Source organism: Halorussus salinisoli, from assembly GCA_005239435.1.
In the GTDB taxonomy this organism is placed as follows: domain Archaea; phylum Halobacteriota; class Halobacteria; order Halobacteriales; family Haladaptataceae; genus Halorussus; species Halorussus salinisoli.
Map to the genome: position 1 here is coordinate 301178 of ML241305.1, position 25114 is coordinate 326291.

The window sequence follows — 25114 nt, forward strand, 5'->3', positions numbered from 1 at the left end:
CATGAACCGAACTACGCTCCTCTCGGCCACGCTCACCAAGCGCGGAGTCATCGTCGCGCTCGTCGTGGGTGCCGGACTCCTCGGCGCGGGGTTCGGGTTCCTGCCCGGACTGCTCGACGGCCCGACCGACGGTCCTGCGGGACCGACGACCGAAACGGCCCAACCGACAACAGCGGCGCAGACGAGTTCAGACGACGGCCCTGGCGACGGAACGACCACCGACGACGCCGAGACCGCCTCGGCGACCACGACCACCGAACCGTCGGACGCGAACGGGCTCGGGTCGTCGACCGACGACGAGCCGACGACCACCTCGACCACGGCGACCCACTCGACCACGACGGCCGACGGGACCGACGACGATACCGACGACTGGTTCGAGGAGGACGAATCGGTCGAGGTGGACGTGCAGGCGGAGGCGAACGCTACGGTCGCGTCGATGTCGGTACCGCCAACCGACGGTACCCCTACCCGAGCAGGAGTCTGAGATTGAACGCGGTCGTGAACCCGCCGAAGACGGCCAGAATCGCGGGCGGGCCGTAGACGACCACCGGGTCGTCGGTGTCCCGGATGGCGACCACCTGGAGGCCGAGACAGAGGCAGAACACGCCGAGCTTCAGGCCGGCCAGTCCCGCGAGTCCGAACTCTCCGACCGCGGCCCGGACGAGTGCGTTCGCCTCTCCGACCGACGAGTCGAAGTACAGCAGCGCGACGGTCGTCACCACGTCGCCGACGCCGTAGGTGGTCGTGGCGACGATCCAGAGCCAGTAGAACTGGTCGGCCTGACCCTCGAACGGCGTTCCGTCGAGCGTGACCCACTGTCGGGAGTCCATCGTTCACTCGCGCGTACGCCGCCGCCAAATACGTATCGGAGAGACGATACGTAGGGCGGGGGGAGACGTCTCCGTATCGAAACCGGGCGCGATTTCCGAGTCGGCAACTGTCCGGGAGCTTTTATGTTCGCCGTGCCCTTCGTCCACCCGTGAGACCACCCAGACACCCGCTGTCCGCCTCCGACGCCGTGACGCACCGACTCGGGGTATCGCGAACCGTTCGAGACAACCGAACTGACGCCACGACGGCACGCGGGTCATGTCGGCGATAGAGACTCGCGGCCTGACCAGGCGGTTCGGCGACGACGTACTCGCCGTCGATTCGCTCGACCTCACGGTCGAGACGGGGGAGATATTCGGCTTCCTCGGTCCCAACGGCGCGGGCAAGTCCACGACCATCAACGTGTTGCTGGACTTCATCCGACCGACCGACGGGGCGGCCGAGGTGCTGGGGTACGACGCCCAGCGCGAGACGCAGGCCATCCGCGAGCGGGTCGGCGTCCTCCCAGAGGGCGCGACGCTCTACGACCGACTGACCGGACGGGAACACGTCGCGTGGGTCGCCGAGACCAAGGGCGCGGACGCCGACCCGGACGCAATTCTGGACCGGGTGGGACTCGACCCGGCGGCCCGCGAGCGCCGGGCCAGCGGCTACTCCAAGGGGATGGGCCAGCGCCTCGCGCTGGGGATGGCGCTGGTGGGCGACCCCGACCTCCTGATTCTGGACGAACCGTCGTCGGGTCTCGACCCGACAGGGATTCAGGAGATGCGCGACCTGCTCCGCGACGAGGCCGACCGCGGCACGACCGTCTTCTTCTCCAGCCACATCCTGCCGCAGGTCGAGGCGGTCTGCGACCGCGTGGGCATCATGAACGACGGCCGACTCGTCGCCGAGGACACCATCGAGGGGCTCCGAGAGGCCTCTGGCGGGAGCAGTCAGATTTCGGCGACGGTGGACCGCGTGCCCGCGGACCTCGACCTCGCCGCGCTCGCGGGCGTCGAGCGGTGGAGCGCCGACGGGAACGCGATTACCGCGGTCTGCTCGAACCCCGGCGCGAAGATGGACGTACTCGAGCGAATCGACGAGGTGGCGACGGTGCGCGACATCCACTCCGAGGACGCCTCGCTCGAAGAACTGTTCAACCGGTACACCGACGAGAACCCGGGTGACTCGACCGGCAGCGAGACCGGCGACTTGCCGGGGGTGACGGCGTGAGTCTCCTCGCGGTGGTCCGCAAGGACTTCAAGGACGTTCGCCGGGCGAAGCTGCTGTGGTTCGTCGGCGGCATCTACACCCTGTTCGCCGTGCTGTTCTTCTACACCGGTAGTACGGGCGAGGACCCCCGCGTCCTGCTCCAACTCTGGAACATGTCGGGACTCGCCGTGCTGTTCATCCCGCTGGTCGCGCTCGTGGCGGCCTACCTCTCTATCGCTGGCGAGCGAGAGTCCGGGAGCATCAAGTTCCTGCTCTCGATACCGAACCGGCGAGGCGAGGTGGTGTTCGGCAAGTACCTCTCGCGGGCCGGCCTCGTGGCAGGTGCCATCCTGCTCGCGTTCGGGGTCGCCGCAGTGCTCTCGACGGTGTGGTACCCCGAGGTCGATTTCCCGACGTTCGCCCGCGTGGTCGGTCTGACGCTCCTCTTCGCGCTCGCCTACGTCTCGGTCGCGGTCGGCATCTCGGCGCTGACGGCCTCCCGGTCGCGGGCCATGGGCGGCGCTATCGGCTACTTCTTCGTGTTCAACGTCCTCTGGATTCAGGGGTCGGCGTTCTCGGTCGTGGGCGCGCTCCGGTTCGTCTTCGAGGACACGCTGGGCGTCGAAATCGCCGAGAACACGGAGCTACTCGTCCAGAGTCTGAGTCCCGCGACCGCGTACCTCCAGTCGCTCCGACTCGCGTTCCCCGAGGGGTACCGCGACCTGCCGCCCGCCGACCCCTCGACGCCGTTCTACCTCGAACCCGAGTTCATGCTGGTCGTCCTCGCGGCGTGGGTCGTCCTCCCGTTACTCGTGGGCTATCTGCGCTTCGAGCGCGCCGATCTCGGATAGCGACCGACACCTCCTTTTTCCGGACGGCCGAAGCGTCGGCCATGACGATAGCCGAGCGTTCGCGCCGCCGGGTGCGAGACGCGCTCGACCGCCTCGAACGCGAGTACGGACCGGTCGAGGTTGTCGAGAAGACGTGGGAGCACCCACCGGAGGCCTACCGGCAGGTCCGCCAGCGGTTCGAGGCCGGAACCCTCGGTGGCGGTGGCACGTGGATTACTGACGATGCGGGCCGGGTGCTCCTCGTGCGCCACGAGGGCGAGTCCGCGTGGAGCGACCCCGGGGGCCAGCAAGAACCAGACGAGAGTATCGAGACCGCGGCCCTGCGCGAGACGAAAGAGGAGACCGGTGTCGAGGCCGAAATCACGGGCGTCCGGCAGGTCCACCGCCTCGAAATTCTGGACGACGCCAGCGAGAAGCCGCCGATCCACCGACTCATCGTCATCTTCGACGGTGAACACGTCTCGGGCGAAATCCGGCCTCGGGAGGGCGAGATTGCCGAGGTGCGCTGGTGGGGCGAGCGACCCGAGGACCTGCTGTACGACGAGTTGGCCGAGTTTCCGATTCCGGCCGCGGAGTGAGGGGGCAGACGGTTGCGCCAACTATCGGCAGTTCCGAGCGCGGCGGACAGATGTAAGTCTCTCACCGGACTACGTTGGTCCATGCCATTGCTAGGCAGCGAATCGACCGGGAGCGTCGCGGAAACCGCACGGCAAGCCGAGGAGAAGGTGACCGAGGAGTCGCCGCCCAAGACCCACTCCACGTCGTTCAAACTCGCCCGCGTGCTGTTCGGTGGCGTGCTGGCGTTCATGGCGGTGGACAACTTCCGGAACCTGGAGGAGACCATCGAGTACGCCGAGAGTCAGGGCGCACCGATAGCCGAAACCTCGGTGCCGTTCATCAGCGGGAGCCTGCTGTTCGGCGGCCTCGGCATCGCGGCGTGGAAACTCCCGCGCCTCGCGGCGGGTGCGGTCGCCACTTTCTTCGTGGGTACCACGCCGATCATGCACGACTTCTGGACGATAGACGACGAGCAGGAGAAACAGCAGCAGATGATCCACTTCCTGAAGAACGTCGCGCTCCTCGGCGGTGCGCTCGCGTTCCTCCGCATCGGACAGGACGACTGAACAGTTCGAGCGAGTAGTCGTGGCGTTTTAGCGTTCAGATGACGCCCGTCGTCTCGGCGGCTTCGAAGGCGGCCGCTTCGCTCATCCCGTTGCCCAGAATCGTGTAGCGGTCCCGGATTTCGTGGGCCGCGGTCAACGCCGCGATGACCGTCTCGTCGTCGATGCCGAGGTCGTCGGCGGTCGTGGGCGCGCCGATGGTTTCGAGCGCGCGGCGGACGCCCTGCCAGTTGCCGCCGTGGAGATACTCCGCGACGATGGTGCCGACGCCGACCTGATGGCCGTGGAGCGCGGCGTCGGGGACCATCCGGTCGAGTTGGTGGCTGAAGAGATGTTCCGCGCCGGAGGCGGGCCGCGACGAGTCGGCGATGGACATGGCGACCCCCGACGAAACCAGCGCCTTGACGACTACCCACGCAGACTCCTCCAGACCCTGCTTGATGGAGTCGGCGTTGTCCACCAGCATCTCGGCGGTCATCTCGGCGAGCGCGGCCGAGTAGTGGGAGTACTCGACGTTCTGGAGTCGGTTCGCCAGTCGCCAGTCCTTGACCGCGGTGTAGTTGCTGATGATGTCGGCGCAGCCGGCGGTCGTGAGTCGCCACGGCGCGTCGGCCAGAATCTCGGTATCGGCGACGACCGCGAGCGGTGGCTCCGCGGCCACGCTGTGTCGGGTGTCGCCCTCCGGGACCGACCCTCGACCCGAGACGATGCCGTCGTGACTCGCCGCGGTGGGGACCGAGACGAACCCGGTGCCGAGGTCGTCGCTCGCCATCTTGGCGATGTCGATGGCCTTCCCGCCGCCGACGCCGACGAGATAGCCCGCGTTCACCTCTCGGGCCACCTCGATGACCCGCTGGACGGCTTCGAAGCTCGCTTCCTCGATTTCGACCACCGCGGGGTCGTCGCCCGCGTCCTCGAAGTCGGCCGCCACGCGCTCGGCCGCGACCTGCCGCGGCGTCGGACTGGTGACGACCAGCGGACGCCCGGCGAGGTGGAGTTCGGAGACGGCCTCGACGGTCTGGTCGAGGACGCCGTGACCCACCACGACGTTGCGCGGTAGCCGAATCCACGTCGTTTTGTCGAACATGTCCGCTACTCTCTCGCGGGCGGGGAAAACAGTTTACCTCTCTTCTGGAACGTGTTCGCTCTCGACAGGAGACGACCGGCGAGTTAGAAGGTCGTCGTTTTCTGCGGACCGCGACCGCCGACTCGGAAGAAGTTGGAAATAAAAATACGTCTTGAGAAAATATTAAAATTTCCTAAAGACACCTAAATACGTTTGCCGGCTATTTCCGGAGGGTCCCGCGCGAGGACCGCCACCCGGAGTTCGGCGACCGCTGGACGGTTCGGAGCGCGTGGCGGACCGCCAGCAGGTGGCGAGCGAACACGGCACCCGCCAGCAGCGCCGCGCCGACCACGGCGTTCGCCGAGAAACCCCCGACGGGGACCGTGACGAGCCACTCGGGGAGGAAGACCAGTCCGGAGACGACGAGGAACCACGCGGTCGCGCCCGCGGCCTGAAGGACCGCCAGTCCGATGGTCGCGCGCTGGACCAGCGACGCGAGCGGATTCCGGCCGCGGACGGCGTTGTCCATCACGGTGTGGCGAGGGACGAGCGCGACCGCGAACGCCAGTCCGGCGCCCACGACGACGAGGAGGCCGTCGGCCCACCGGACCGCCGCGAACCAGCCGACCCACAGCGCGGTCTCGGCCAGCGCGAGCGCCGCGACCGCCCGCGCCGGAACCGGGCGACTCCACCCGTTGACCGTGACGTGAGCGAGCAGTCCTTCGACGAGCATCCCCGCCGAGAGAGCGACGACACCGATAAGCGCGGACGCGGAGAGCGGGTCGGCGTCGGCCACCAGTCCGAGCCAGACCGACAGCGCAGTGACCTCGACCGCCGTCAGACAGACGACGCCGATACCCCTGACGGTCGTCCGAATCATCTCCCGTATCATCGTCGGAGCGGCGAGTAGACGGACGTTCGGTGACGACGATGCAGTGGCATGTAGTGACAGTGGGCCTCCGGGGTGTTTGTTATCAGCCTCCTGAAAACGGTAGCGAGGACCTGCGAGTGGTCTCAAATCGGGATTAACCGTGCGAACAGCGTGTTTTCGGACCGTGTTTAAAGTAAACCTGACACGAATGCTCAGAGCGTGTCCAGCACGCCGAGGACGCGCTCTTCGGTCTCGCGGCCGGGGTCGTACTCGCGACCGTCGCGGTCGCTAGCGAGGTGTTCCTCGACGGTCGCTTCCATCGCCTCCGAGAGCGGAGTCGAGTCCCACCCAAGATTCGCCAGCTTGTCGGTGTCGAGGACGTGAGGGTAGTCCCGGTAGAGCACGAAGTCGTCGGGCGAGAGGTCGGCGGCCGCGAGTTCGCGCTCGCCCGCGTGGACGATTTCGATGTCGGTGTCGAGCGCCTCGGCGACGAGTTCGAGCATCTCGTCTATCGTCACGATACGGCGGTCCCCGACGTTGTAGGATTCGCCGGGCGTTCCCTCCTCGGCGACGACGCGGAGCGCGCTCGCCACGTCCTCGACGTAGGCGCGGTGCCAGACGTTGTCGCCGTCGCCGGGCACGACCACGCGGTCGTAGTCGGCCACCCGAGAAATCCAGTAGTCGAGTCGCTCGGTGTAGTCGTACGGGCCGTAGACGATGCAGGGCCGGACGCTGTAGGCGTTGACGCCGCGGTCGGCGGCCGCCCGAATCGCTCGGTCGCCCTCGGCCTTCCGGTTGCCGTAGGTGTCGCCCGAGTCGTCGGTCGCCTGCTCCATCGTGCAGGGCCGGAGTTCGGTCTCGTCCTCGCGCTTGGGAATCTCCTCGTTGCCGTAGGCGTCGCCCGACGAGATGTAGACGTATGCGTCCACGTCCGAGAAGATCTCCGTGGCGGCCCGGACCTCCCGGGGTTTGTAGGCCACGCAGTCGAAGACGGCGTCGGGTTCGACCTCGCGTCTGGCCTGTTCGAGCGCCGACTCGTTGGACCGGTCGCCCTCGTAGTGGCTGACGCCCTCGGTCTCCTCGAACGGATTGTCGTGGTTCCCGCGATTGAAGATGGTCACGTCGTAATCGTGGTCGAGCAGGTCCGAGACGAGGTGGCGGCCGATGAACCGCGTGCCACCGACGACGAGTGCGGTGTCCATGTCCGCGCTTGGTCGCCGTGTCTGAAAGGCCTACTGGAGTCGGAAATCCGTCGTCGCCGACCGAAGTCGAGGCGTCCGGTCTCGGCCGAAATCGCTCCACCGAACCGGAGCGTCACTTCGCCGGAGCGAGAACTTCACGAACAATCATTTCTGAGTAAAAATCGAAACGATTGCTTTAGGTTCCTGAATATATCGAATCGGTCGTTCGGTTTTTGGCTAATTTGCCGGAATCGGGTACAACGTTTATCAGTGAAAACGACGAATAGACGTAGCATGGGACAGAGAGAGGCCGACTCAGACGGAATCGAAATCCGCGAAGCCGAATCGGGAGACGGCGAGGGTATCCGCGACGTCGCACTGGAGTCGCTCCGCGCCTCCTACGCCGACGTACTCGACGAGGAGGTCATCGAGACCGCGGTCGAGAACTGGTACGCCGACGAGGCGATGGACGCCGAACTCGAAGAGGAGGGGATGCTCTATCTCGTCGCGGTGGCCGGCGGCGAGGTGGTCGGGTTCTCCCAGAACCTCCTGTCGGAGGAGGGCGGAACCGGGACCATCCTCTGGCTACACGTCGACCCCGACAACCGCGACAAGAACGTCGGGACGACCCTGCTGAACCAGACGATGGCGAACCTCTCTGAGCGCGGCGTCGATCGCATCGCCGCGGAGGTCCTCGCGGAGAACGAGCGCGGTTGCACCTTCTACGAGGCCAACGGCTTCGAGAAGGCCGACGAACGAGAGCGCGAGATCGGCGACGAGACCTTCGTCGAGAACGTCTACACCCACGAGGGGAGCGCCAAGTTCGAGACCCGAGAGTTCGAGGACCAGACCCTCTACGTCAACTGGGCCGAGAGCAACCGCGGGTCGAAGGCCCCCTTCTACGCGGCCTACAGCGACGAGGACGGCGAGGAACTCTACGGTTACTTCTGCTCGAACTGCGAGAGCTTCGACACCGCGATGGACTCTATGGAGCGACTGGAGTGCAACGACTGCGGGAACCAGAAGAAGCCGGTGCGGTGGGACGCGTCGTATCTGTAGGCACCTTCGCCGCTCCGACCGTTTTACCCGGAATACACTGCGAACTTCTGTTCTTTTTCCGAGCGATAGCGCGGCTCTACTCGGAGGACGCCCCGTCGCGGTCGAACTGGATTAGATAAGTCTAAACCTGAACTTCAACCGCCAACATTATTATATTAGGTTCTTCTTCGAACGACTATGGACGATACGATCCGCTCTCCGACTCGGCGTACTCTCTCGCGGAGACGAGCTATCGCTGCCGGTTCCGGTCTCGTCGCTGCCGGTCTCTCTGGCTGTCTCAGTAGCGTCAGCGGCGGTCGAACAGACGGGGACACGACGACGGGCGGTTCCGACGACGGTCCGGTCGCAGTCGCTTCGTTCTTCAGCTTCTACGACTTCGCTCGGACCGTCGCGCGTGACACGCCGGTCGAAGTGCGGAACCTCGTCCCGACCGGCCTGCACGGTCACGGATGGGAACCGAACGCGAGCATCACGAGGGAGATTATCGAGGCGGACGCGTTCATCCACGTCGGGCCGGACTTCCAGCCGTGGGCCGACCGAGCGATACAGACCATCGAGGACGACGACGTCGATACGAATCTCATCGATAGCCGCGAAGGCATCGAACTGGCCGATCTCGCAGCGACACTCGACCCCGAGGAGGAGGGCGTCGGCGAGGGTCGGGGGAAGGACCCGCACTTCTGGCTCGACCCCCAGCGCGCCAAGAAATCCGTCGACAACATCACCGACGGACTGGTCGAACTCGCTCCCGACCACGAGGACGCACTCCGGGACAACGCCGAGACGTACAAGTCCGACGTTCTCCAGCGAATCGACGAGGATTATCGAGCCATCTTCGACGAGGCCTCGCGGAACGTGGTCCAACTCGCCGCGCACAACGCCTTCCAGTACATCGGCCTGCGCTACGGCGTCGAGATGCGTCCGCTCGTCGTGAACCTCGCGGCCAGCGGCGACGTCAAGCCCTCGGACATCGTGGAGGCGAAGACGGTCATCGAGGAGAACGACATCGATTACATCGGAAACGGCGTCTTCGAGTCCCGGAAGCCCGCGAAGCAACTGGTTAGCGAGACGCGAGTCGAGGCGTACTTCCCGGTGACGCCGTACGCCGGCGTCCGGGAGGAGTGGGTCGAGAACGACTGGGGATACGAGGAGATCGCCTACAACATCAACATGCCGACCTTCGAGGTCGTCCTCGGCAACGAGGCTCCCGAGGAGGCCGGTCCCGACGGTTGGAGCGACGAGTGGAGGAACTTCGAATGAACGCCACGGAGACCCGAGCGGGGGCGTCGGACCAGCCACCGACTCCGCCGATAGTCCTCTCGGACGTCGAGTTCGGCTACACCGCGACCCCGGTCGTCGAGGACATCTCGGTCCGAATCGACGACGGCGAGTACGTCGCCATCGTCGGACCGAACGGCTCCGGGAAGTCGACGCTGATGAAACTCATGCTGGGACTCCTTCGCCCCGACGAGGGGACGGCCAGCCTGTTCGGCGAACCGGCACATCGGTTCGACGACGGGTCGCGTCTCGGCTACGTGGCCCAGCACGCGAACGCCGCCAAGGAGATGCCCATCACCGTGCGCGAGGTGGTGAAGATGGGCCGGTTCCCGCACGTCGGTTTCGGACGCCTCTCGGAGGAAGACTGGGAAATCGTGGACGGGGCGCTCGAAACGGTGGGCATGACCGCGTTCGCGGACCGTCGTGTGACCCAACTCTCCGGTGGCCAGCGCCAGCGGGCGTTCATCGCTCGGGCACTCGCCGGCGAGGCCGACCTCCTCGTCCTCGACGAACCGACGGTGGGCGTGGACGCCGAATCGGTCGAGGCGTTCTACGGCCTCCTCGAATCGCTGAACGAGGCCGGAATTACGATTCTCCTCATCGAACACGACCTGAGTGCGGTCACCCAACACGCCGAACGAGTCGTCTGTCTCAACCGCGAGGTGTACTTCGACGGGCCGACCGGAGAGTTCGTGGAGAGCGACGCGCTCCGCCGTGCGTTCGGGACCGCCGCGAACTTCGTGGGTGATAGCGGATGATGGCCAGTCTCGTCGGGCCGTTGCAGGGGTCCCTGGTCGGACCGTTGCAGGCGTCCCCGCTCGGTTCGGTCCTCGAACCGCTGTACGTGATTCTCGAACTCTGGTCGGGGTTCGTGTTCTGGCTCGCGGGAGTGACGGGACTGGAGATGCTCCAGTATCAGTTCATGCATCGGGCCATCCTCGTGGGGCTCTGCATCGGCGTGATGGCCCCGCTCATCGGGACCTTCCTCGTCCACCGACAACTCGCGCTCATCGGCGACGCGCTCGCGCACACGGCGTTCGCGGGCGTCGCGGTCGGACTGTTCATCAACGCCGTCCTCAACGTCCGCATCTCGCCCTACCTGACGGCGGTCGTCGTGGCGATGATTTCGGCGTTGCTCATCGAACTCATCTCGGAGGCGACCGACGCCTACAACGACGTGTCGATGGCGATCGTCCTCTCGACGGGGTTCGCGCTCGGGACGACGCTCATCAGTATCAACGCGGGTGGGCTGGCAGTCGGCGTCAACCAGTACCTGTTCGGTAACCTCTCGACCGTCTCGAAGGAGAGCGCGGCGATACTGCTCGTGTTGTTCGGCATCGTCGTCGTGACCGTCGGCGTCACCCGGAATCAGTTGCTCTACGTGACGTTCGACGAAACCGCCGCGGAGGTGTCCGGGCTGTCGGTGGACTGGTACAACCGCGTGATGGTGATGTTGACCGCACTCGTGGTCGTCGGTGCGATGCAAATCATGGGCGTCATTCTCGTGGCCGCCATGCTCGTCGTCCCGGTCACCGGTGCGGCGCAGGTTTCGCGGAGTTTCACCGAGTCGCTGCTCGTCTCCGTCGTCCTCGCCGAACTGGCAGTCCTGCTCGGCATCGGGGTCGCGTACTACGGGCAGGCCACGGCCGGAGGCGTCATCGTCCTCGTCGCTGTCGCGATTTACGTGGTAGCCGTCTTCCTCGGGAAGCTACAGACGACGCTCGGCGAGGAGACGACCCCAGAGATCGGGAGTATCGAGGCCGAGAACACCAAGACCGGGTCGGACTGAGATGGGTCGCCACGACCGAGAGGCGTCGAACTGCTCGGAGTCCGCCACGTCGCTGACGCCGACCATGGAGGACTACCTCCGTCACATCTACAGACTCCAGCGAGAGACCGACGAGTGGGTGGCCAACTCGACGGTGGCCGACCGCCTCGGCGTCAGCAACTCGACGGTGACGAGCATGTTCGAGGCGCTCGCGGAGCGGAACCTCATCGAGCGCGAGAAGTACCGCCCGGTGCGACTCACCGACGAGGGTCGGACCGCGGCACTCCATATCGTGCGTCGGCACCGTCTCGCCGAGACGATGCTGTTCGAAATCTTCGGCTACGGAATCAGCGAGGTGGACTCGGAAGCGGACGTCCTCGAACACCACCTCAGCGACCGACTCTGCCGCGAGGTCGAGCGGATACTCGACGCGCCCGAAACCGACCCGCACGGGGACCCGATTCCGGACGTGAACCTCGCCGTTTCCGAGGACGACGGCACGCGCTCGCTGGCGGAGGTGTCCGAATCGTCGCGCGTCGAGGTGGTCCGCATTCTGACGCAGGACGACGAGGTTCTCGACCACCTCGTCTCGAACGGCATCGAACCGTCGGCGGTACTCGTTCTGGACGAAACGACACCGTTCGGGATGGTGAACGTCACCGTCGCCGACGCGGACCGCCGGACCAGCCTTCCCGAGACGATTGCAACCAAGGTCCTCGTCGATACGGTGGCCGAGATGTGAACGGTGGCCGGAGCGTGAGCCGTGGGTTCGACCGCGTCGAACCCGCCGACAACCGCCGATGCAAACGAATACACTGGTTAAAGAAATACAGATATAGTTATAAGAAATAACACCATTTCCGATACCGCGCTCAATCCGCCTCGCTCGTCATCACCCGACCGCCTTCCTCGCGCACGCTGGCTCGCGGCGGCGGCGAGTTCCGAACGTCCTCGCGGCCTTCCTCCGTCACGGCGCGCTCGTACGCCTCGGGCATCACCTTCACGAACTGCGACAGCGCGGCGTCCCAGTTCTCCAGCAGTTCCGCGGCGCGCTCGCTGTCGGTGTAGGCCGCGTGATTCTCCACGAGTCTGCGGAGGACGCGCTCGTCGCGTTCCGAGAGCGAGGAGTCGAGGCTCACCATCCCCTCGTTGACGCTCTCTCGGAAATCTCCGGATTCGTCTCGGACGTACGCCACGCCGCCGCTCATCCCCGCGGCGAAGTTCTTGCCCGTCTCGCCGAGGACCGCCACGATTCCGCCGGTCATGTACTCGCAACCGTGGTCGCCGACGCCCTCCACGACCGCCTTCACGCCGGAGTTGCGGACCGCGAAGCGTTCGCCAGCGACGCCGTTCACGTAGACCTCGCCGCCGGTCGCGCCGTAGAGCGCGACGTTGCCGACCACGACGTTCTCGGTCGGATCGTAGGCCGCCGAGTCGGGCGTCGAGACCGCGATGCGGCCGCCCGACAGCCCCTTGCCGAGGTAGTCGTTGGCCGCGCCTTCGAGGTGGAAGTCCACGCCCGACTGGAGGAACCCGCCGAAGCTCTGGCCCGCCGTGCCGCGGAACGAACACGAGAGAGTGCCGTCGGGCAGGCCCGCCTCACCGCGTTCCTCGGAGATTCGCCCCGAGAGCATGGCGCCGACCGCGCGGTCCTCGTTGCCGATTTCGGTCTCGACTTCGACCGGTTCGGCGTCCTCGACCGCCGACCCGGCGGCCGCGAGCAGGTCGCGGTCGAGGTGGTCGTCGAGTCCGTGCGTCTGCTCGCGGGTCTTCGTGCGTTGGGGTCCGCCCTCGGGGTCGTGATCTGCGGGTTCGGCGAGGACCGAATCGAGGTCGAGACGGCGAGCCTTCGGGTGGTCGGTGTCGCGCTGTTCGAGACAGTCCACCCGGCCGACCATCTCCTCGACCGTCTCGAAGCCGAGTTCGGCCATGATCTCCCGTAGTTCCGCGGCGATGAACTGCATGTAGTTGACGACGTGTTCGGGTTCGCCGGGGAATCGCTTGCGAAGGTCCTCGCGCTGGGTGGCGACCCCGACGGGACAGGTGTTCTCGTGGCACTGGCGGGCCATCACGCATCCCGAGGTCACGAGACTCGCGGTGCCGAAGACGTACTCCTCGCCGCCGAGGAGGGCCGCGACCGCAACGTCTCGGCCGGTCTTCAGGCCGCCGTCCACGCTGACCCGAATCCGCGAGCGCAGACCGGTCTCCCGGAGCATCTGGTTGGCTTCGGCCAGCCCCAACTCCCACGGCAGGCCCGCGTGCTTGATGGAGGTCCGGGGACTCGCGCCCGTGCCGCCGGAGTGACCCGAAACGTGGACCACGTCGGCGTTGGCCTTCGCCACGCCCGCCGCGATGGTGCCGATGCCGTCCTCCGAGACCAACTTGACGTTCACGTCGGCGTCCGGGTTGGCGGCCTTGAGGTCGAAGACCAACTGCTTGAGGTCCTCGATGGAGTAGATGTCGTGCTGTGGCGGCGGCGAGATGAGACCGACGCCGGGGGTGGCGTACCGGACGTGGGCTATCATCTCGTCGACCTTGCTCCCCGGCAGGTGGCCGCCCTCCCCGGGCTTGCTCCCCTGGGCCATCTTGATCTGCAACTCGTCGGCGTTGGCGAGATAGGCGCTGGTGACGCCGAACCGGCCCGAGGCGACCTGCTTGACGTTGCACTCGCGCTCGGTGTCGAAGCGTTCCGGCGGTTCGCCGCCCTCGCCGGTGTTCGACTTGGCTCCCAGGCGATTCATCGCAATCGCGTTGTTCTCGTGGGCCTCGGGCGAGAGCGACCCGAGACTCATCGCGGCCGTGGAGAACCGCTTGACGATGCTCTCGACCGGTTCGACCTCCTCGACCGGAATCGACTCCCGGCCCTCGGCGTCGAAGTCGAGCAGGCCCCGGAGGGTCTGGAGGTCGCCGTTCTGGTCGTTGACGGCCTCGGCGAACTCGCCGTAGGTCGCCTCGTCGCCTCGCCGGACCGCGCGCTGGAGGGTGCCCACCGTCTCGGGGTTCCACTGGTGGCGACGACCGTCCGAGCGATGCTCGAACTCGCCTTGGCGCTCGGGTTCGGGGTCGGTACCGGGTTCGCCATCCTCGCCGAACGCCTTCGCGTGGCGCTCGCGCAGGTCGGACTCGACCTCCGGGATTCCGACGCCCTCGGTCCGGGCCGGGGTGCCCTCGAAGTACTCGGCCACGAACTCCGAGTCGAGTCCCACGGCCTCGAAGATCTGGGCACCGCGGTAGCTCTCGACCGTCGAGATGCCCATCTTCGCCATCGTCTTCTGGAGACCGTCTTCGAGCGCGTGGACGTAGGCCTCGATGGCCTCCGACTCGTCCGTGCCGTCGGGTCCGGCCACGACGTCCGCGATGGACTCGAAGGCGAGCGTGGGGTTGACCGCGCCCGCGCCGTAGCCCACGAGACACGCGAGGTGGTGGACCGTCCGGGGGTCGCCCGACTCCACGACGAGTCCGGCACGATTCCGCAGGCCCTCCCAGACCAGGTGGTGGTGGACCGCGCCCGTGGCCAGCAGACTCGGCACCGCGAGGCGGTCCGGTCCGATATCGCGATCCGAGAGGACGAGAATTTCGGCCCCTCCCTCGACCGCCTCACTGGCTTCCCGGCGGACGCGCCCGACCGCGGTTTCGAGGTCGGTCGCTGAGTCGTAGGTCAGGTCCACGGTTTCGGTCGGAATCGGGCAGTCGCGCACGCCGTCCATCTCGGCGTCGGTCAGGACCGGCGAGTCGAGGACCAACTGGCGGGCGTGGTCGGGCGACTCGTCCAGCAGGTTGCGCTGGCACCCCAACCGACTTTCCAGACTGGTCACGCAGTCCTCCCGGATGTAGTCTATCGGAGGGTTCGACACCTGCGCGAACAGTTGCTTGAAGTACGAGAACAGCGGTCGGTTGAACCCCGAGAGAACCGACAACGGCGTGTCGTCGCCCATCGACCCCACGGGGTCCTTGCCCGCCTCGGCCATCGGTTCGAGCAGGTTGTCCAGTTCGTCGTGGGTGTAGCCGAAGGCGGTCTGGCGCTCGCGGAGGTCGTCCGGCGACTTCCGGGTGATGGGACCGGAGGGCGCGTCGAGTTCGACCTGCTCGGACTCGACCCACTCGCCGTATCGCTCGTCGGTCAGGTCGTCGAACACCTCGGCGTCGGGCACGACTCTGCCCTCCTCGGGGTCGGCGAGGAAGAGTTGGCCGGGTTCGAGTCGGCCGCGCTCCCGAATCTCGGTCTCGGGGGTGTCGAGCGCCCCGGCCTCGCTGGCCATCACGAGGCAATCGTCGGTCGTCACGTCGTACCGACAGGGCCGGAGACCGTTTCGGTCGAGGACTGCGCCGACGCGCTCGCCGTCGGTCGCGGCCACGAGCGCCGGGCCGTCCCACGGTTCGAGCAGGGAGGCGTGGAGGTCGTAGAACTCCTTGCGGTCGTCGGCCATGTGGTCGTCGTTGCGCCACGCCTCGGGGACCATCATCCGGAGCGCGTGGGGGAGTTCGCGCCCGCCCCGAAGCAGGAGTTCGAGGGCGTTGTCCACCGCGGCGGTGTCGCTCCCCTCGGGGTCGGCGACGATCGGGGTCACGGAGTCCGGGTCGAACGCCTCCGATTCGAGGTCGTTCTCCCGGGCGCGCATCCAGTTGACGTTGCCGCGAATGGTGTTGAACTCGCCGTTGTGAATCACGCGACGGTACGGGTGGGCGAGGTGCCACGCGCCGAGGGTGTTGGTCGAGAACCGGGCGTGGACCATGGCGAAGGTGGTTTCGAGGCGGTCGTCCCGGAGGTCCGGGAAGTAGCCCGGGAGTTGCTCGCCCTTGAGCAGCCCCTTGTAGACGACGGTCTGGCGGTCGAGCGAGCAGACGTAGAACCGGTCGGACCCCGCGAGGTCCACGCCGTCGACCGACCGTTCGAGTGCGCGCCGGGCCACGTAGAGGTTCCGGTCGAAGGTCTCGGGGTCGAGTTCCCCGCCGTCCGCGGGCCGGACGAAACACTGCCAAATCTCGGGTTCGGCGTCGAGCGCGGTCTGCCCGAGGTCGGCGTCGTCGGTCGGGACCTCGCGCCACGCGAACAGGTCCAGTCCCTCGTCGGCGAGTACGGACTCCGCGAGCGACTGCAGTCGTCCGCGGGCGGTAGCGTCCTTCGGGAGGAAGACGGTTCCGACCGCGTACTCGTCGGGGTCGGGGAACTCGTTCGGGTGGTCGGCCACTTCGTCGGCGAAGAAGTCGTGAGGCTTCCGGAGCAGGACCCCCGCGCCGTCGCCGGTGTTCTCCTCCGCGCCGGTCGTTCCGCGATGTTCGAGGTTCGCCAGCAGGTCGAGTCCGTCGGCGAGGACGGCGTGGTCGGTCGTCCCGTCGAGATTCATCACGACGCCGACGCCGCAGTTCGCGCGGTAGTCGTCGGGGTCGGCGAGCAACTGCTGGTCTCGACCGTCCGATTGGCCTCGGTCTCCGGAGTCAGAAGGTGGGTACTCGCTCATGAACGAATCATTCGCGAACCGCTACAAGAGGATACCCCTGAATGGCTAAGGGTATGTTAATGCCAAATAAGGGGCCTTATATTCATCTCGTTTTCAGCTACGATGCCGATATCGAACGACGATGCCGAGTTGCCGTCGTACTACGGGTATATTCATCGACGTATCTCTAAGTCCGCCGGAACCTCGCTCACCACTCGGTCAGCGCCCGAGTCCCGTAGTTGTGCGAGAGAACGCCGAGGAACGTGAGAACGCCGCTGAAGGCGGCGGCCGCGCCGACGAAGAACACCCACTCTATCTGCATCGACATCAGGGCCCCGCCGAGCATCGGCGCGAGGACGCTTCCCGGTCGCCAGACCAACTCCCGGATGCCGAAACTCGACGCGACGCTTCCGTCGTCGGTTCCCTCGTCGGCGAACAGCGCCATGCTCGCGGGTTCGCGGATGCTGTCGGCGACGCCGAGCAGGGCGTTGCACGCCAGCAGCGGAAGGAAGGCGGCCGAGAGGTTTCCGACGACGGGGAAACTGGCGGGCAGGCCGAGCGCCGCGCCGACGTCGGGCGTGAAGGGGACGGCGATTGCGACGAGGCCGTAGAGGCCGCCGCCGACGAAGACGAACAGCGAGCGCCCTGCGCGGTCGGACCAGCGGCCGGTGAACGGTTGGCAGAGCATGTTCGTCACCTTCTCGGCGGTGAGGACGAGGCCGACGGCGAGCGGTGCGCTGTAGCCGAGACCCGCGCTGACGCCCGCGTAGATGGGCACCCACGTCCGAACGAGCGTGACCGCGACGGCGTACTGGGCGCGGAAACTGGTCAGGGTCAGCAGTCTGCGATTGAACGCGAGACCCGCGAACGGGTTGCCCCGAATCCGGGTCTCGTCGGCGTCGAGCAGATACCAGACGCCGGCCATCGCCGGGACGAGAAGCGCGACCAGCACGGTGTACACCGCGTCGAAACCGCCCCAGCCGTACAGTCCGCCCGCCGCGAGACTCCCGAGGATGCCCGCCGCTAGTCGCCACGAGTTGGCCTTCCCGATGTAGTTGGCCCGACTGTCGCGAGGTGCGAGTTCGCCGACGAGCGCCAGCGACATCAGCCCCGACCCGGTGACGGCGACGCCCTGTAGCCCACGGACGAGGATGAACTGCCACGACTCGGCAGCGGGCGTCGAGACGAGCGCGAACGCGACGTAGCTCAGGACGCTCACGCCGAGGACGCCGACGAGGACGAGTCGCTTGTCCCCGCGGTCGCCCGCCCACGCCAGCGGGACGGTGGCGAGGGTCTGGGCACCCGTGAACGCCGTCGTGAACAGGCCGACGACGAGTCCGGTAGCCTCGAACAGCGAGATGTACTTCGGTAGGAGCGTCAGGAGCGTGACGAATCCGAACCCGGACGCGAACCGGGTGAGGTAGAGCGCGTAGAACTGAAATCTGTCCTCGTTCACACAGGGAACGCTCCCGGCGACGGAAAAGCCGTTTCGGAACGCGGGCGGAGCGATAGGAGACACATTTGTATTCCTTTCACAAATATTTCTGTTCTTATAGCAACGCTGTATATTGTCTCCAGACGGTAAGCGATATCCACCCGTCTCCGAAAATCGGCCGACTGCAATATATTAACGCCCGGTTAGAAGACGCCACGGGACGCAGGTATTGTCATGGCTTGGCATCTCACGCTCGACGACGAGACGTACGAGCAGGTCCGGCAGAACTTCGAGTGGGACGTCCCCGACGACTACAACATCGCCCGCGACGTCCTTCGGAAGCACGACGACCCGAAGGGAAGCGTGGCCCTCTTCCAAGCGTACCCCGACGGGCGGCGCGAGACCTACACGTTCCACGACTTGGACCGGAGGTCGAATCAGGTGGCGAACGCGCTCGCCGACGCGGGCGTCGGGTTCGGCGACCGCGTGGCCGTCGTGATTCCGCAGAAGCCCCAGAACCCTATCACCCATCTGGCGTGCTGGAAACTCGGGGCGATTTCCGTCCCGCTGTCGGTTCTGTTCGGCGAGGAGGGACTGGGCTACCGACTCCGCCACAGCGGCGCGAAAGCGGTGGTCGCCGACGCGAGCGTGCGCGAGACGCTGGCGGAGGTCCGCGACGACTGCCCGGACCTCGAGACCGTCGTGGAGGTTGACGGCGACGCGGAAGGAGACGAAAACGACGGCCGGGCGGGCGACGGGGACCACCAGGCGGACGGCTGGGGCGAGGCCAAATCGTTCGAGGAGTTCGTGGCCGGACACTCCCGCGAGCGCGGCCTCGCCGACACCGATGCCGACACGCCCGCCATCATCATCTACACCAGCGGGAGCACGGGACCGCCGAAGGGCGCGCTCCATACCCACGACGTCTGGCTCGGCCACTGTCCGGCGTTCTACATGTACTTCGAGCGCGACGTGTTGGAGAAGACGGTGGCGTGGACGCCCGCCGACTGGGCGTGGATCGGCGCGCTCGGCGACCTGGTCTTTCCGGCGTGGCACTACGGCCGTCCGGTGGTCGGCTACCCGATGGGGAAGTTCGACGCCGAGGAGGCGTTCGAGATCATGGACGAGTTCGGCGTCACCGACGCGTTCCTCCCGCCGACCGCGATTCGGATGATGATGGAGGTCGAGAACCCGACCGAGCAGTACGACCTCGACGTGGACGCCATCTGCTCGGGCGGCGAACCCCTCACGCCCGAGATTCTGGAGTGGGCCGACGACGAGTTGGCGGGCGTCGTCGTCAACGAAATCTACGGCCAGACCGAATCGAACCTCTCGGTCGTCAACTGTCGGGACTGGTTCGAGGCCCGACCGGGGAGCATGGGCAAGCCGGTACCGGGCCACGACGTAGCAATCGTGGACCCCGAGACCGGCGAGGTCGTTCCGCGCGGCGAACCCGGTCAAATCGCAGTCCGGCGCGACGGCAACCCGGCCCAGTTCGAGGGCTACTGGAACGAATCCGAGAAGACCGAGCGCGTCCGGGTCGGCGACTGGCACCTGACCGGCGACATCGCGGTACAGGACGACGATGACTACGTCTGGTTCAAGTCCCGCGACGACGACCTCATCATCACCTCGGGCTACCGCGTCGGCCCCGGCGAGGTCGAGGCGGCCATCCTCGAACACCCGGTCGTCGAGCAGGTCGGCGTCGTCGGCGTCCCGGACGAGACCCGCGGCGAGATCATCAAGGCGTTCGTCCAACCGGTTTCCGGCGTCGAGGGCGGCGACTCCCTCCGCGAGGAGATTCGTGAGTTGGTGCGCGACCAGTTAGCCAAGTACGAGTACCCCCGCGAAATCGAGTTCGTGGAGTCGCTCCCCCAGACCACGACCGGGAAGATTCAGCGGAAAGAGCTTCGGAAGCGCGAAAAAAGAACCGAGTAGAGACGAACTACTCCTGGCCGCTTCCCTGCATCAACTCCTGAATCTCCTCGTCCTCGGCCAACTCCTCGGGGTCGCCGCTGTCTACGATTTCGCCGCGCTCGACCACGAAGATGCGGTCCACGATGTCCGGGACGTGGGTCACGTTCGACTCCGCGACCAGCACCGCGATGCCGCGGTCGTTGATAGCCCGGATGTGTTCCTTGAGGTTCGAGACGACCACGGGGGCCAGTCCCTCCAGCGGTTCGTCCAGCAGCAGCAAGTCCGGTTGGAGCGCCAGCGCGCGGCCGATGGAGACCATCTTGGCCTGCCCGCCGCTGAGGTTCTCGACCTTCGCGTCCCGGCGGTCGTCCAGTTCCGAGAACACGTCGTACACGTCCTCGACGACGGCGTCCTCGTCGGTGACCCCGCGCTCGTCGCCCACCGTCCAGATGGGCAGACGGAAGTTCTCGTCCACGCTCATGCCGGTGAACAGCTTCCGGTCCTCGGGTTGGTAGCCCAGTCCGAGCCCCGGAATCCGGTCGGAGTCCATCTGGGTGAGTTCCTGGCCGTCGTAGCGAATCGACCCGCTCAGGACCTCCGTGAGGCCCATGATGGACCGGAACGTCGTGGTCTTGCCCGCGCCGTTCCGGCCGACGAGGCCGACCGCCTCGCCCTCCTTCACGTCGAGGCTTAGGTCGTGTGTCACGTCGAACCCCTCGACCGCGGCGTTCACGTCGGTCAGTTCGAGTAGACTCATTCTTCCACCCCCAGCAGGAGGCGGCGGAGGTCCTGGTCGGTCTCTATCATCGTCGGCGGTCCCTCGCCGTGGACCTGCCCCTGATGGAGCGCGATGACGCGGTCGGCGTACTCGGTTACGATGTCCATGTCGTGTTCGATAGTGACGGTCGTCACGCCCTGTTCCTTGCTCACGTCGGCGATGGTGTCGATGACGTACTCCTTCTCGCTGGTCGAGACACCGGCGGTCGGTTCGTCCAGCAGGAGGTAGTTCGGGTCGAGTCCGAACGACATCGCCACGTCGAGGAGTTTTCGGGTGCCGTGGGGGAGTTCCTCGGCCACCGCGTCGGCCTCCTCCGAGAGGCCGAACCGCGCCAGCAGGTCCTCGACTCTCGACTCGACTTCGGCGTGTTCGTCCCGCAGGCTGAACATGCTCGACGTGAGGTCGCGCTCGGAGAGGACCGCGGTCCGGAGGTTCTCCCTGACCGTCATCTCCTCGAACAACTTGACGACCTGAAAACTCCGGACGAGGCCCTCGTGGACCCGCCGCTCCGAGGCCATCCCGGTCACGTCGTCGCCGTCGAGCAACACCCGACCCTCGTCGGGGTCGAGACGGCCCGTGAGCAGGTTCACGAGCGTCGTCTTGCCCGCTCCGTTCGGACCGACGATGAACACCATCTCGCCGGGTTCGCGGCCGAACTCGACGGTCACGTCGTCGGTCGCCAGTACCTTGCCGAACGACTTCACGAGGTTCTTGGCTTCCAGCATCTTATCGCACCCCCAACATCGCCCGCACGTTCTTCGCCCAGTCGCCGAGGGCCGTCACGAGCGCGCTCGTCGCGCCCGCGAACCACGACCCGACGACGCTGGGGTCGTCGACGAACTCCCGGCCGCGCTCCCGGACGTTGCCGTCGGGCCTGAGCGACCCGACGATTCCCTCCGGGAACCCGTACACGATTATCAGCAACACGACGCCGGTCAGCGCGTCGAAGTAGTTCGTGAAGTCCTTCCCGGCGTCCTGCAGGAAGACGAGTACGACGCCGCCCACGAGCGGGCCGATTAGGGTCCGGAATCCACCGAGGATGGCCATGAACAGGATGTCGCCCGACCGGAGGAAGTACAGCACCGGGCCGGGCCGGACGTGCTGTTGGACCAGCGCGTAGATGGACCCGGCGAGACCGCCGTAGACGCCCGAGATGACGAACGCGGTCCAGACGTACCGCCGAACCGGAATACCGATGAACTCCGCCCGGGTTCGGTCCTGTCCGATGGCGTCCAGCGCGGCCCCGAACGGCGACTTCACGAGTCGGTACATCACCAGCAGGGAGACGACCGCGAAGACGACCGTCAGGTAGTACAGCAGGACGGCGTAGGCGTCCGCGTCGAGCGCCAGTCCGAAGATGAGTGGCTGATTCGCCTCGCCCGGCCGGACCGGAAGTCCGTCGCTGGACCCCAGATACCCCTGGCCCTGGACGAGGGCGTACAGCAGTTGGCCGAACGCCAGCGTCAGCAGCGAGAAGTAGAGGCCGGTGTGGCGAAGCGACAGATAGCCGATTACCGCGGCCATCAGCGCCGCCGCGAGAACCGCGGCGAGCACCAGCACCGACATCATCGCCACGTCCAACTTCGCGGCGAGCAGGGCCGTCGCGTACGCGCCCGTCCCGAAGAACGCGGCGTGGCCGAACGACACCAGTTTCGTGTGGCGAAGCAGGAGGTTCAGTCCGACCGCGGCCAGACCGAACGCGAGTCCCTGATGGACGACGCTGAGTTGCACGCTGGCGCTCAGTCGCGCGAGGTCCGGCACCGCGAACGCGACGAGGAGACCGACCAGTGCCAGTACGGCCTGCTTGCGGGTCAGTTCGAGACCCTTCATCACGCGAACTCGGGTCTCGCCGTCTCTGCTGACGAGGCCCGGCCACGCGCGCTTTCCGGTACCGTCGCTCATTCGGTCTCACCCCAGGTTCCGAACAGGCCCTCCGGCTTGACCAGTAGGACCAGCGCCATGATGGCGAACGGCGCGGCGAGTTCGAGCGCGGGCACCTGCCACGTCGCCCACTTGCTCAGCACGCCGACGAGGAGGGCCGCGACGAACGCCCCCTGAAGGCTCCCGAGACCACCGATGACGATGACGACGAACGAGAGGACGAGGGGGTTCGCGCCCATCTCCAAACTGGCGTACGACTGGGGGAGCGCCATCGCGCCAGCGAATCCGGCGAAGAACGCGCCGAGCGCGAAGACGAGGGTGAACGTCCGCTGGGTGTTCACGCCGATCGCGGTCGCCATCTCGCGGTCGATGGCGGTCGCCCGGATGATGCGGCCGGTCTTCGTGCGGTCGAAGAACCAGAACAGTCCAACGACCACCACCGCGCCGACCGCGATGACGACGACGTTGTACGTCGGGTAGGTGAGTCCGACGAACTCCGCCACCGGAATCGAGTTGATGCCACTGTAGACGCCCTGTATCCGTTGCGGCGAGGGTCCCCACACGAACTTGTTGAAGTCCTTGATGACGAGGAGCAACCCGAACGTCAACACGAGTTGGTACACCTCGTCGCGCTCGTAGATGGGTCGAAACAGCGTCGATTCGAGCAGGACCCCGACCGGGACCAGTACCAGCGCGGCGACCACCGCGCCGACCAGCACCAGTGCGAGGAACACCGCCTGCGAGGCCGGACCGGTCGGCGGACCGACCAGTCCGGTCAGATAGCCGAGGACGCTGAACGACACGTACGCACCGAGCGCGAACAGTTCGCCGTGCGCGAGGTTCAGCACGTCCAGGATACCGAGGATAATCGTCAGCCCCGAGGCGATGAGAAACAGGATGAACCCGTACTGCACCCCGTGGAGCGTGTGTGTGATGAAATTTTGTAGTGCAACCATGATGGAAATCGTCGTGTTTACGAGTACGAGTTAGCGTGCTCGACCGCCGACCGTGGTCAGGACCAACTGTCGATCCAGTTGGCGGACTTGGTTCCCGGCGGCGGCGACACCTCTCGCGGGTCGTACATGTTCACGTCTTCGAGGACGGCCGCGCCGAGGTCCGACGACCAGTTCATCTCACCGTAGTAACTGTTTGACATGCCCTGATGGCCCTCGGACATGACGTGGTAGCCTGCGGGCGTGTAGAAACCGTGACCTTCGAGCGCCGTCGCAATCTGGCTCTGAGACGGCCAGCCACCCACGATATCGACGGCCTTCTGGGTCGCGGTCGCCCACGCGGCGACTGCGCCGTAACCGCTCATGAAGTGGGCGCTCGGCACGATGTCCCACTGAGACATCGCTTCGTCTCGAAGCTCTTTGCCGGGTTGCCAGCGGTCGGTCGTGGGTTCGCCCCAGTAGTAGTTCCGCGAACCGGAGATGGCGCTCGCCTGCTCGACCACGTCCTGACTCAGGTCGTTGACGGCGCTGTAGAGCACCGAACCGACGAGTTGAGTGTTCTCGAACATGTTGTTCGCGGCAGCCTGACTCATCAGGGTGGTCACGTCGCCGCCCCAGCAACTGGAGAACGTCACGTCGGGTTGTTCGTCGTTGACCTGCGTGATGTGGGTGGACATGTCGTCGGCCATCAGGTCGGGGTACCCCTCGTAGACGACTTCCACGTCGCCCGCGAGTTTCCGGATGGCTCGCTTGAACACGCCGAACTCGTCCTTCCCGAAGGCGTAGTTGGGGTTGATGCCCGCGATGGTGTTGACGTTGTCCGCGCCGAGGCGCTGAACCGCTTCGCGGGCGGCCGAGACGCACTCCATCACGTCGTAGTTCTGGAACCGGAACGAGTAGGTCGGGTCCGTCACCGTCTCCTCGTAGAGGGTGGTTACGGTGCCGTCGGTGCTGACGTTGATGACCTCCTGAGACTCGACTTCGGGAGCCATCGCGGCGTGGCCGCCCGAGGAAATCGGTCCGAAGGTCACGTCCTTGCCCTCCTCGACGAACTGATTGTAGTTCTCGACGTGGGAGTCGCCCTCGTGTACCACGTCGAGGTTCATCTCGCGCCCGGCGACCCCGCCAGCGTCGTTGATGCGTTGGACGGCGAGTTCTGCACCGTACCGGGCCTGCAACCCGAGGACGGCCGCCGCGCCCTCCGTGAACGTCTGGAGTCCCGCCTCGATCGGTTCGTCGGGAACGTCGCTGCTGGATTGACCGCTGTCTTCCTGTCCGCTACCGAGGAGCGAACTACACCCGGCGAGCGCCGCCGCGAGTGCAGTTCCGCCCGCCGCCTTCAGCATGGTCCGCCGTTCGATGCTACCAGAAGTTGTCTCGTCCTTCGTCATGAAATCACCTAGTATTTCTCTGCGCAACGGTCGGCGCGACACCGCGTCGAACCGCCACACGCACGCTTCCCGTGCGCATCAATACCATGTATCAATAC

At 66.2% G+C, this 25114-nt stretch carries 22 protein-coding genes; 11 read left to right on the forward strand and 11 right to left on the reverse strand.

Annotated features, from left to right (window positions below; genetic code table 11):
- The first annotated feature begins 1 nt into the window (after window position 1).
- Window positions 2-487 (forward strand): hypothetical protein, encoded by a 486-nt coding sequence (locus E2484_RS01610; RefSeq protein WP_137283476.1) that lies wholly within the window; start codon window positions 2-4, stop codon window positions 485-487.
- On the opposite strand, the gene E2484_RS01615 is transcribed toward E2484_RS01610, so the two are convergent.
- Window positions 468-833, reverse strand: a complete 366-nt coding sequence (locus tag E2484_RS01615; RefSeq protein WP_137283477.1) for a hypothetical protein — start codon at window positions 831-833, stop codon at window positions 468-470. The two genes, E2484_RS01610 and E2484_RS01615, sit on opposite strands and share 20 nt — an antisense overlap.
- 259 nt (window positions 834-1092) lie before the next feature.
- On the opposite strand from E2484_RS01615, the gene E2484_RS01620 reads away from it, so the two are divergent.
- From E2484_RS01620 to E2484_RS01635, 4 genes are all read left to right on the forward strand, one after another.
- Window positions 1093-2049, forward strand: coding sequence for an ABC transporter ATP-binding protein (locus E2484_RS01620; protein WP_137283478.1), 957 nt, complete (start codon window positions 1093-1095; stop codon window positions 2047-2049).
- Window positions 2046-2879, forward strand: coding sequence for an ABC transporter permease (locus E2484_RS01625; protein ID WP_137283479.1), 834 nt, complete (start codon window positions 2046-2048; stop codon window positions 2877-2879). Before E2484_RS01620 ends, E2484_RS01625 begins: the two co-directional genes overlap by 4 nt.
- Before the next feature lie 41 nt (window positions 2880-2920).
- Complete coding sequence (locus tag E2484_RS01630) at window positions 2921-3457, forward strand: NUDIX domain-containing protein (RefSeq protein ID WP_137283480.1); 537 nt, start codon at window positions 2921-2923, stop codon at window positions 3455-3457.
- Between the two features lie 81 nt (window positions 3458-3538).
- Window positions 3539-4003, forward strand: a complete 465-nt coding sequence (locus E2484_RS01635) for a DoxX family protein (protein ID WP_137283481.1) — start codon at window positions 3539-3541, stop codon at window positions 4001-4003.
- Window positions 4004-4037: 34 nt separating this feature from the next.
- Here E2484_RS01635 and E2484_RS01640 read toward each other — a convergent pair whose 3' ends face one another.
- From E2484_RS01640 to E2484_RS01650, 3 genes are all read right to left on the reverse strand, one after another.
- Window positions 4038-5087 carry an NAD(P)-dependent glycerol-1-phosphate dehydrogenase gene (locus E2484_RS01640; RefSeq protein WP_137283482.1) on the reverse strand — a complete coding sequence of 350 codons (1050 nt, stop codon included), beginning with the start codon at window positions 5085-5087 and terminating at the stop codon, window positions 4038-4040.
- 199 nt (window positions 5088-5286) lie between these two features.
- Window positions 5287-5946: a hypothetical protein gene (locus E2484_RS01645; RefSeq protein ID WP_137283483.1), complete on the reverse strand. Its 660-nt coding sequence runs from the start codon at window positions 5944-5946 to the stop codon at window positions 5287-5289.
- A gap of 203 nt (window positions 5947-6149) precedes the next feature.
- A complete protein-coding gene (locus E2484_RS01650; RefSeq protein ID WP_137283484.1) occupies window positions 6150-7139 on the reverse strand; it encodes an NAD-dependent epimerase/dehydratase family protein in 990 nt (329 codons plus the stop codon).
- A 273-nt stretch (window positions 7140-7412) separates the two neighbouring features.
- On the opposite strand from E2484_RS01650, the gene E2484_RS01655 reads away from it, so the two are divergent.
- From E2484_RS01655 to E2484_RS01675, 5 genes are all read left to right on the forward strand, one after another.
- Window positions 7413-8177: a GNAT family N-acetyltransferase gene (locus E2484_RS01655; RefSeq protein ID WP_321111482.1), complete on the forward strand. Its 765-nt coding sequence runs from the start codon at window positions 7413-7415 to the stop codon at window positions 8175-8177.
- A gap of 177 nt (window positions 8178-8354) precedes the next feature.
- Window positions 8355-9437 carry a metal ABC transporter substrate-binding protein gene (locus E2484_RS01660; RefSeq protein WP_137283485.1) on the forward strand — a complete coding sequence of 361 codons (1083 nt, stop codon included), beginning with the start codon at window positions 8355-8357 and terminating at the stop codon, window positions 9435-9437.
- The gene (locus tag E2484_RS01665) at window positions 9434-10213 is read left to right on the forward strand and encodes a metal ABC transporter ATP-binding protein (RefSeq protein WP_137283486.1); all 780 of its coding nucleotides are present in this window, start codon (window positions 9434-9436) and stop codon (window positions 10211-10213) included. Before E2484_RS01660 ends, E2484_RS01665 begins: the two co-directional genes overlap by 4 nt.
- Window positions 10213-11244 carry a metal ABC transporter permease gene (locus tag E2484_RS01670; RefSeq protein ID WP_137284036.1) on the forward strand — a complete coding sequence of 344 codons (1032 nt, stop codon included), beginning with the start codon at window positions 10213-10215 and terminating at the stop codon, window positions 11242-11244. The genes E2484_RS01665 and E2484_RS01670 overlap by 1 nt, the downstream gene beginning before the upstream one ends.
- Before the next feature lies 1 nt (window position 11245).
- Entirely contained in the window at window positions 11246-11965 is a 720-nt protein-coding gene (locus E2484_RS01675) for a metal-dependent transcriptional regulator (protein WP_137283487.1), read from the forward strand.
- A gap of 130 nt (window positions 11966-12095) precedes the next feature.
- Here the strand turns inward: E2484_RS01675 and gltB are convergent, their stop codons facing one another.
- Together gltB and E2484_RS01685 are read right to left on the reverse strand one after the other, a co-directional pair.
- Window positions 12096-16682 (reverse strand): glutamate synthase large subunit, encoded by a 4587-nt coding sequence (gene gltB, locus E2484_RS01680; RefSeq protein WP_137283488.1) that lies wholly within the window; start codon window positions 16680-16682, stop codon window positions 12096-12098.
- A gap of 187 nt (window positions 16683-16869) precedes the next feature.
- Window positions 16870-18117: an MFS transporter gene (locus tag E2484_RS01685; RefSeq protein ID WP_137283489.1), complete on the reverse strand. Its 1248-nt coding sequence runs from the start codon at window positions 18115-18117 to the stop codon at window positions 16870-16872.
- 213 nt (window positions 18118-18330) lie between these two features.
- Here E2484_RS01685 and E2484_RS01690 point away from each other — a divergent pair, with 213 nt between their 5' ends.
- Complete coding sequence (locus tag E2484_RS01690) at window positions 18331-20034, forward strand: AMP-binding protein (protein WP_137283490.1); 1704 nt, start codon at window positions 18331-18333, stop codon at window positions 20032-20034.
- Window positions 20035-20041: 7 nt separating this feature from the next.
- Here E2484_RS01690 and E2484_RS01695 read toward each other — a convergent pair whose 3' ends face one another.
- The 5 genes from E2484_RS01695 to E2484_RS01715 form a co-directional block, all read right to left on the reverse strand.
- The gene (locus tag E2484_RS01695; protein WP_137283491.1) at window positions 20042-20770 is read right to left on the reverse strand and encodes an ABC transporter ATP-binding protein; all 729 of its coding nucleotides are present in this window, start codon (window positions 20768-20770) and stop codon (window positions 20042-20044) included.
- Window positions 20767-21516 carry an ABC transporter ATP-binding protein gene (locus tag E2484_RS01700; RefSeq protein ID WP_137283492.1) on the reverse strand — a complete coding sequence of 250 codons (750 nt, stop codon included), beginning with the start codon at window positions 21514-21516 and terminating at the stop codon, window positions 20767-20769. The genes E2484_RS01695 and E2484_RS01700 overlap by 4 nt, the downstream gene beginning before the upstream one ends.
- A gap of 1 nt (window position 21517) precedes the next feature.
- Entirely contained in the window at window positions 21518-22621 is a 1104-nt protein-coding gene (locus E2484_RS01705) for a branched-chain amino acid ABC transporter permease (RefSeq protein WP_137284037.1), read from the reverse strand.
- Window positions 22622-22689: 68 nt separating this feature from the next.
- The gene (locus tag E2484_RS01710) at window positions 22690-23628 is read right to left on the reverse strand and encodes a branched-chain amino acid ABC transporter permease (RefSeq protein ID WP_137283493.1); all 939 of its coding nucleotides are present in this window, start codon (window positions 23626-23628) and stop codon (window positions 22690-22692) included.
- A 56-nt stretch (window positions 23629-23684) separates the two neighbouring features.
- Window positions 23685-24971 (reverse strand): ABC transporter substrate-binding protein, encoded by a 1287-nt coding sequence (locus E2484_RS01715; RefSeq protein WP_137284038.1) that lies wholly within the window; start codon window positions 24969-24971, stop codon window positions 23685-23687.
- Between the last annotated feature and the right edge of the window lie 143 nt (window positions 24972-25114).